Genomic DNA, 6186 nt, shown 5'->3' with positions numbered 1-6186 from the left:
AGCGAGGCCAGGGTCTGCGCCGCGACCGGGGCGACGGCGGGGGCGAGAAGCGCGAACAGCCCGAGGCCGAGCGCCCGGATCACCGTCCCCTTGCTGCTGAACACCCGGCCCATCGCCACAACCCTCCGTCGATGGAGGCAGGATGGGGCCGCTCGCCCTCCGCGGCGCTGAAGCCGATCCGCGCAATTTTATCGATTCCCCGGTGCGACCGGACCGGCTCGCAACAGCCCGAACCGGACGCTGTGGCGACGCCGCGGATTGTCGGCATCGCGTTGAGGATCGGGAAACCTTGTGCCGCCGGATCGCGACCGCCCGATGTCGCAGCCGCACGCCGATGGCGAATCGGAGCGAACGCCGCGGGCGTGAGTCGGCCCCTCGCAGCGCTGGCCGGTGTCGGGTCGGGTCAGCGGCGCGCCTGCGATGACGGCATCGCTCGGGATCGGCCGATCACGCGACGCGACGCGCGCGCCGGTCGCCTGCGATGGCGGCTGTCCGAGGTCTCGGGAGCGCGGCGTCTACAGCGTCATGCCGTCGTGGAAGCGATCGGGGGAGAGCGGCAGCATGAACTGGACGCCGAACCCGCCCTCGAAGTAGCGCACGAGCTTCCCCGGCGTGCTGCCGATCGTGACGGTCGCGCCGAGCGGGGGAACGTTCAGGCTGGCCAGGGCCACGCCGGACATCGAGATGTCGATGACCCGCGCCTTGATCTCGCGCCCGCTCTCCAGACGCACGATCACCGCCGGCTGCTTGGGCACGACGCGCTCGTGGGTTCGGCCTTCCGGCAGGCCGAGGATCTCGCGGTTGGCGAGCCAGGTGAGCTGCGAGGCGATCTTGTCGCGCTTGCGCGGCGTCGCCGAAAGCTGCACGGCGAATCCACCCGGGGGATGCCGGGCGATGACGCCCTCGATCCGGCCGATATGCTCGAGGTACAGCACCACGCGCTCGCCGAGCTCGCCCACGACCGCGCAGGTCAGACGGACCCCGCCGGGCGACATGTCGACGGTCTGGCACGGGTATTCGCGGCGATCCGACAGCATGTAGCGACCGAGCAGCGCCACCGGCACGCGCTGGTGGCGGCGCAGATCGGAGGCCTGCGCGAGGCGCAACGTGGTCGTTCCCACTGGTGTCTGCGCCGTGTTCATTCCGAAGCCGGCTTGATCCGTTGGTGATCGGACTCAAAACCTAACGCGGTCTCGTTACGAAACCCTTTTTTTCGGATGACGCAATCTCAGGTCAGATTCGGCCGCCGCGGTGGACCAGGAGATGGCCGCGACGGAAGGGGCTGCCGTCGTTGGCCGGCGGGGGGAGGGCACCGAACGAGCCGGCCTCCGAGGCGAGGATCGCGAGGCCGGCATCGCCGTCGGCCGAATCACCCCGAAACAGCCCGGCCTCGGGCCGGTTCAGCACCCGGAGCGAGAGCGTGTCGAGGCGGACGAGCGGCCGCAGGCCGAGCCAGGCCGGCGGGCTCACCGGGCTCAGGGTGCCGAGCGCCCGCGCCTGGGTGCGCCCGCGGTGGCGCAGCGGCAGGAGCAGGAACTCGAGGTCGATCGCCTCGCCGGCGCTGTTGGTGCCGCGCAGCCCCGCGACGACGCCGAGCGCGTCGTGCGCCACGATCTCGACCATCCGCCAGGGGTCGGCGGGCGCCGTGCCCCAGAGATCGGACAGGTGCGAGGCGCGCAGCTCCCGCCCGAACAGGGCGCAGACCCGGGTGCCGGCGAGCCGGAGGGTCGCGGTCCGGTGCGGCATGTCGATCTCGAGGATCAGGCTGTCGGCCAACAGGTGGCGGATCTCTCCCGGCTCGATCTCGGCGCGCTCCGGCGCACAGCGCTGGCCGCGGATCCGATCCCAGTAGCTGTGGAGCATGCGGCTCGTCGGATGCTTCATGAGTGTCCCGGAACGATGCACGGCGGCGTGACGATGGGTGCCGCTTCGGAACACCTGCGATCAGGCGCGATGCATCCGGCGGCAGTTCGAGACCCACGGCGCACAGCCTATGCCCCCGGCCGCGGCCAAGCTCGCGCAACCCTTCGTTAAGGTTACGAAGAGGTTGACGTTGCGTGACGCGCGCCGCCGCATGACAGTGATCACGACAGCGTGACGGCTCGGGTTCGCCCCGCGCCGGCCACGCCTCCGGGTCGCCTTTGCGAGGGGCACGGAGAGATCGGGCGCTCGGCGCCCCGCCGTCTCCTGGTCCGGACGGCGCCCGAACCCGATGCGGGCTCGGGGATCCTTCGCTTCAGGGAGGGGGTCCATCACCGGGCCACCTCCCTTTTTTTGTTCGCCGACCGGCATTCCGGCCGCCGCCGTCGCCGCAGGCCCTTGCCCCGCGGGCCGCCGCGCCGACATGTGGCGCCATGGATGCCTCGCCCGATCTGCCGCGCCAGGGCCGCGTGCCCGTCTTCAACATGCCGGGCGTGGTCACCGTCTCGATCGGCCTCCTGCTCGCGATCCACGCGGTCCGCGAGATCCTGCTGCCTGACAGCTGGGACATCCGCCTGGTCCTCGACCTCGCGCTGGTGCCGTCCCGCTGGACGACGTGGCTCGACCCGGCCCAGGCCGACGCGGTGATGCGGGCGGCGAGCGAGGTCGGCGACGCCCAATTCGCGGCCGCGCGCGAGGCCTTCGCCCGCTACGTGCTGACCGATCCCGGCCCGTACCTGTGGAGCTTCGCGACCTACGGCCTGCTGCACGGCTCGTGGATGCACGTGATCTTCAACACCGTCTGGCTCGCCGCCTTCGGCTCGCCGGTGGCGCGGCGCTGCGGTGCCTGGCGCTACGGCCTGATCGGGCTCGCCGGGACGGTCGCCGGCGGCGCGCTGCACGTGGCGATCGACCCGCTGAGCACCGCACCGCTGATCGGCGCCTCGGCCGGCGTGTCGGCGCTGATGGCGGCCGCCGCCCGCTTCGTGTTCCAGCCGCCGCTGCCGGGCTACGGCACCCAGCCCTGGCAGCTGCCGCCCCGGCGGCCGGTCGAGACGGTGCCGGAGCTCCTGCGCAACCGCACCGCGGTGACCTTCCTGGTGATCTGGATGGCGACGAACCTGCTGTTCGGCCTGATCAGCCTGCCGCTCGGCGCCGAGAGCGCCGCCGTCGCGTGGGACGCGCATCTGGGCGGCTTCGTCGTCGGCTTCCTGATGTTTCCGTTCGTCGATCCGCGGGAACCGGTCGCGCAATAGTCCCGGTGCGGGCGGGCACGACTGTTTCGCTGCCGGTCTCGGCCGGCGAGATCAGCATTGGCGTAGCGAACGGACCCCCGAGACGGTCGTGCCCGGCCTTGCCATGACGCGGCATCCGCCACACACTCGCGCGGAGCGCAGGCGCGATCCGGGATCAACCCGGGCACGTCGCGGTCGGCGCGCACCGTGGCTGACGGCGCGCGCGGCTTCACCTCCTGGGAGGGATCTTCATGACCATCGCACGCATCCTCGCCGAGAAGGGCGGGGACATCGTCACCATCACCCCCGAGCGGACCCTCGACGAGGCGATCCACCTGCTGGCCGAGAAGCGGATCGGCGCCCTCGTGGTCACCCACGGCGACGGGTCGGTCGCTGGCATTATCTCCGAGCGCGACATCATGCGGGCGCTGGCCAAGCTCGGCGGCGGCGCCTTCGATGCGCCGGTCTCCGCGCACATGACCGCCGAGGTCGTCACCTGCAAGCGCGCCACGACGGTGGAGGACGTGATGCAGCTGATGACCGACGGGCGCTTCCGCCACGTCCCGGTCTGCGAGGACGGCCGCCTGGTCGGCCTCATCTCCATCGGCGACGTGGTCAAGCGCCGGATCGCGGCGGTCGAGGCCGAGCATCAGGCGATGCGCGACTACATCACGATGGCCTGAGGCCGGATCGGGCCGCGCTCATCCCCGGGCGGGGTCGAGGGTGACGTGCCAGAGGTCGGCATCGGCCGCGTCCTTCAGCGTCACCGTCATCTGCTCCGTCCGCCCGTCGACGGCGACGTGGCCGAAGAACTGGTAGCCCGCCGCCGGCGACAGGTTCGCCTGTCCCTCCGGCGGTGCCTTCACGAAGCGCAGCTGCGGCCCGAACGTGTCGTCGAGCTTGTTCGGGCCGAACGTGCCCGCGTGCAGCGGGCCGGAGACGAACTCCCAGAACGGCTCGAACTCCTGGAAGCGGGCCTTGTTCGGATCGTAATGGTGCGCCGCCGTGTAGTGCACGTCGGCCGTGAGCCACACCGTGTTGCGGATGTTCGCCGTCTTGATGAACCGCAGCAGGTCGGCGATCTCGAGCTCGCGCCCGAGCGGCGGCCCGTCGCCCTGCGCCACCGCCTCCGACCCGAAGCTCCGCTCGGGATCGTAGGTGACGACGAGCCCCAGCGGCATGTCGGCGGCGATCACCTTCCAGGTGGCGCGCGACTCCGCCAGCGCCCGCTTGAGCCAGGCGAGCTGCACCGGCCCGAGGAAGTACGCGTCCGGACCGTAGCGGGTCTCGCGGTTCTCGCCGTTCGGCCCGCGATACGAGCGCATGTCGAGCATGAACACGTCGACGAGGGGGCCGTAGGCGATCTTGCGGTAGACGCGGCCCGGCTCGGCCGGCTCGAAGCGCATCGGCATGTATTCGTGGAAGGCGCGGGACGCCCGCACCTCGAGGGCCCGCACGTTCGGGTCGGCGTACTTCTTCCTGAGGTGCTCGGCGCGGGTCAGCGGCTCGCCGGGCCACCAGTTGTTGGTGACCTCGTGGTCGTCCCACTGCGCCAGGATCGGCACGGCCGCGTTCATCGCCAGCACGTTCGCGTCCGTCAGGTTGTACTTGTAGCGGCCGCGGAACTCGGCGAGCGTCTCGGCCGGCTTCGCCACCGCCTCGGTGACGCGGTTGCGCCAGAGGGTGCCGTCCGGCAGCATCACCTCGGCTGCGATCGGCCCGTCTGCGTAGATCGTGTCGCCAGAATGCAGGAAGAAGTCCGGGCGGTTGCCCAACATCGCTTTGTAGATCGTCATGCCGCCGCGGGCCTCGTCGATGCCCCAGCCCTGGCCCGCCGTGTCGCCGGACCAGCAGAACGAGACCGAGCGACGGTCGGCCGGCGCAGTGCGGAAACGGCCGACCTGGGCCGGCCCGCGGATCGTCGGGGCGGCCAGGTCTTCCAGACGGATCCGGTAGAGGATGTCCTGTCCCGGCGGCAGATCGGTGAGCGCGACCTTCACGGTGCCGTCGGTTTCCGGCAGCGCGTCGGCGACCGTGCCGCCGCGGATCTCGGAAAAGCTCTCGGTGGTGGACCATTCGACGATCGCGCGGCACGGCCGGTCGGCACGCGCCCAGACGATCGCGGAGTCGGAGCCGACGTCGCCCGATTGCAGCCCGTGGGTGAGAATCGGCCGGTCGGCGGCGCGGCTGAGGCCCGGCCTGGCGAGGCCGGAGGCGAGCCCGACGAGCCCGGCCCCGCCGGTCAGCAGGAGTTGGCGGCGGCTGGACACCATCGGGTCGGCTCCTCGCGGCGGGCGGGCACTGTGCCGATCCCCGACGTGAGGCCGCATCGCAGGCCGACACGACAGTCGCGTGACGTATCAGGCCCGCGCGGCCGCGGCCTGTACCATCGCCCGGATGCGGGGCAGGGCGGCCCGCGTCGCCGCATGGCCGGCGGCGATCCCCTCGGCCGCCCGGTGGAACTCGAACTGGCCCATGGCGGCGAGATCGGGCCCGATCGCGCAATCGGGCGGGTCCCGCTCGAGGCGCGCGCGGGAGATGCGGTCCTGCGTGATGTTGAACGCATCGAACATCACCCGGCCGATGCCGGGCCCGGACGGCGCGACCCGGCGGTTGCGCAGGCCGGCGAGCAGGTTCCAGCGGCGTGCGCCGACGGCGGTGACGACCTGCTCGACCGGATCGACCGCCTCGGGCTCGATCACGCCGCCCCGCAGCCGCGGATCGCAGGCGAGGTTCACGCCGATGACGAGGTCGGCGCCCATCGCGCGGGCCAACGTCACCGGCACCGGGTTGACCAGCGTCCCGTCCATCAGCAGGCGCCCGTCGCGCTCCACCGGCGCGAACAGCCCGGGCAGGGCGTAGGAGGCGCGCAAGGCTTCGATCAGCGACCCGCGGGTGAGCCAGACCTCATGCCCGGTGCCGAGCTCGGTGGCGACCGAGGCGAAACCCACGGGCAGGTCGTCGACGAGGCGGTCGCCGAGGTCGCGCACCAGCCGCCGGCGCAGGCGGTCGCCGCCGATCAGGCCGGAGC

At 71.9% G+C, this 6186-nt stretch carries 6 protein-coding genes; 2 read left to right on the top strand and 4 right to left on the bottom strand.

What is annotated here, in order from left to right; all coding sequences use genetic code 11:
• Positions 1-515: 515 nt before the first annotated feature.
• Complete coding sequence (locus tag FV223_RS17785; RefSeq protein WP_147728270.1) at positions 516-1142, bottom strand: PilZ domain-containing protein; 627 nt, start codon at positions 1140-1142, stop codon at positions 516-518.
• 91 nt (positions 1143-1233) lie between these two features.
• Positions 1234-1884 (bottom strand): PAS domain-containing protein, encoded by a 651-nt coding sequence (locus FV223_RS17780; protein ID WP_147728269.1) that lies wholly within the window; start codon positions 1882-1884, stop codon positions 1234-1236.
• A gap of 470 nt (positions 1885-2354) precedes the next feature.
• Here FV223_RS17780 and FV223_RS17775 point away from each other — a divergent pair, with 470 nt between their 5' ends.
• The gene (locus FV223_RS17775; RefSeq protein ID WP_147728268.1) at positions 2355-3176 is read left to right on the top strand and encodes a rhomboid family intramembrane serine protease; all 822 of its coding nucleotides are present in this window, start codon (positions 2355-2357) and stop codon (positions 3174-3176) included.
• Positions 3177-3406: 230 nt separating this feature from the next.
• Positions 3407-3838, top strand: coding sequence for a CBS domain-containing protein (locus FV223_RS17770; protein ID WP_147728267.1), 432 nt, complete (start codon positions 3407-3409; stop codon positions 3836-3838).
• A gap of 18 nt (positions 3839-3856) precedes the next feature.
• Here FV223_RS17770 and FV223_RS17765 read toward each other — a convergent pair whose 3' ends face one another.
• Positions 3857-5428, bottom strand: a complete 1572-nt coding sequence (locus tag FV223_RS17765) for an alkaline phosphatase D family protein (RefSeq protein ID WP_147728266.1) — start codon at positions 5426-5428, stop codon at positions 3857-3859.
• Between the two features lie 87 nt (positions 5429-5515).
• Positions 5516-6186: patatin-like phospholipase family protein (locus tag FV223_RS17760; protein ID WP_187276172.1), on the bottom strand; the 671-nt coding region annotated here is incomplete at its 5' end.

This window comes from Methylobacterium sp. WL116 (assembly GCF_008039455.1).
Lineage (GTDB): Bacteria > Pseudomonadota > Alphaproteobacteria > Rhizobiales > Beijerinckiaceae > Methylobacterium.
Note: the sequence above shows the minus strand (reverse complement) of the source record. Positions and strands in the feature narration are given on the sequence as shown.

Excerpts from the sequence above, each read along its gene's own strand:
- FV223_RS17785 (WP_147728270.1), bottom strand. The coding sequence starts at position 1,142 with ATGAACACGGCGCAGACACCAGTGGGAACGACCACGTTGCGCCTCGCG.
- FV223_RS17780 (WP_147728269.1), bottom strand. The coding sequence starts at position 1,884 with ATGAAGCATCCGACGAGCCGCATGCTCCACAGCTACTGGGATCGGATC.
- FV223_RS17775 (WP_147728268.1), top strand. The coding sequence starts at position 2,355 with ATGGATGCCTCGCCCGATCTGCCGCGCCAGGGCCGCGTGCCCGTCTTC.
- FV223_RS17770 (WP_147728267.1), top strand. The coding sequence starts at position 3,407 with ATGACCATCGCACGCATCCTCGCCGAGAAGGGCGGGGACATCGTCACC.
- FV223_RS17765 (WP_147728266.1), bottom strand. The coding sequence starts at position 5,428 with ATGGTGTCCAGCCGCCGCCAACTCCTGCTGACCGGCGGGGCCGGGCTC.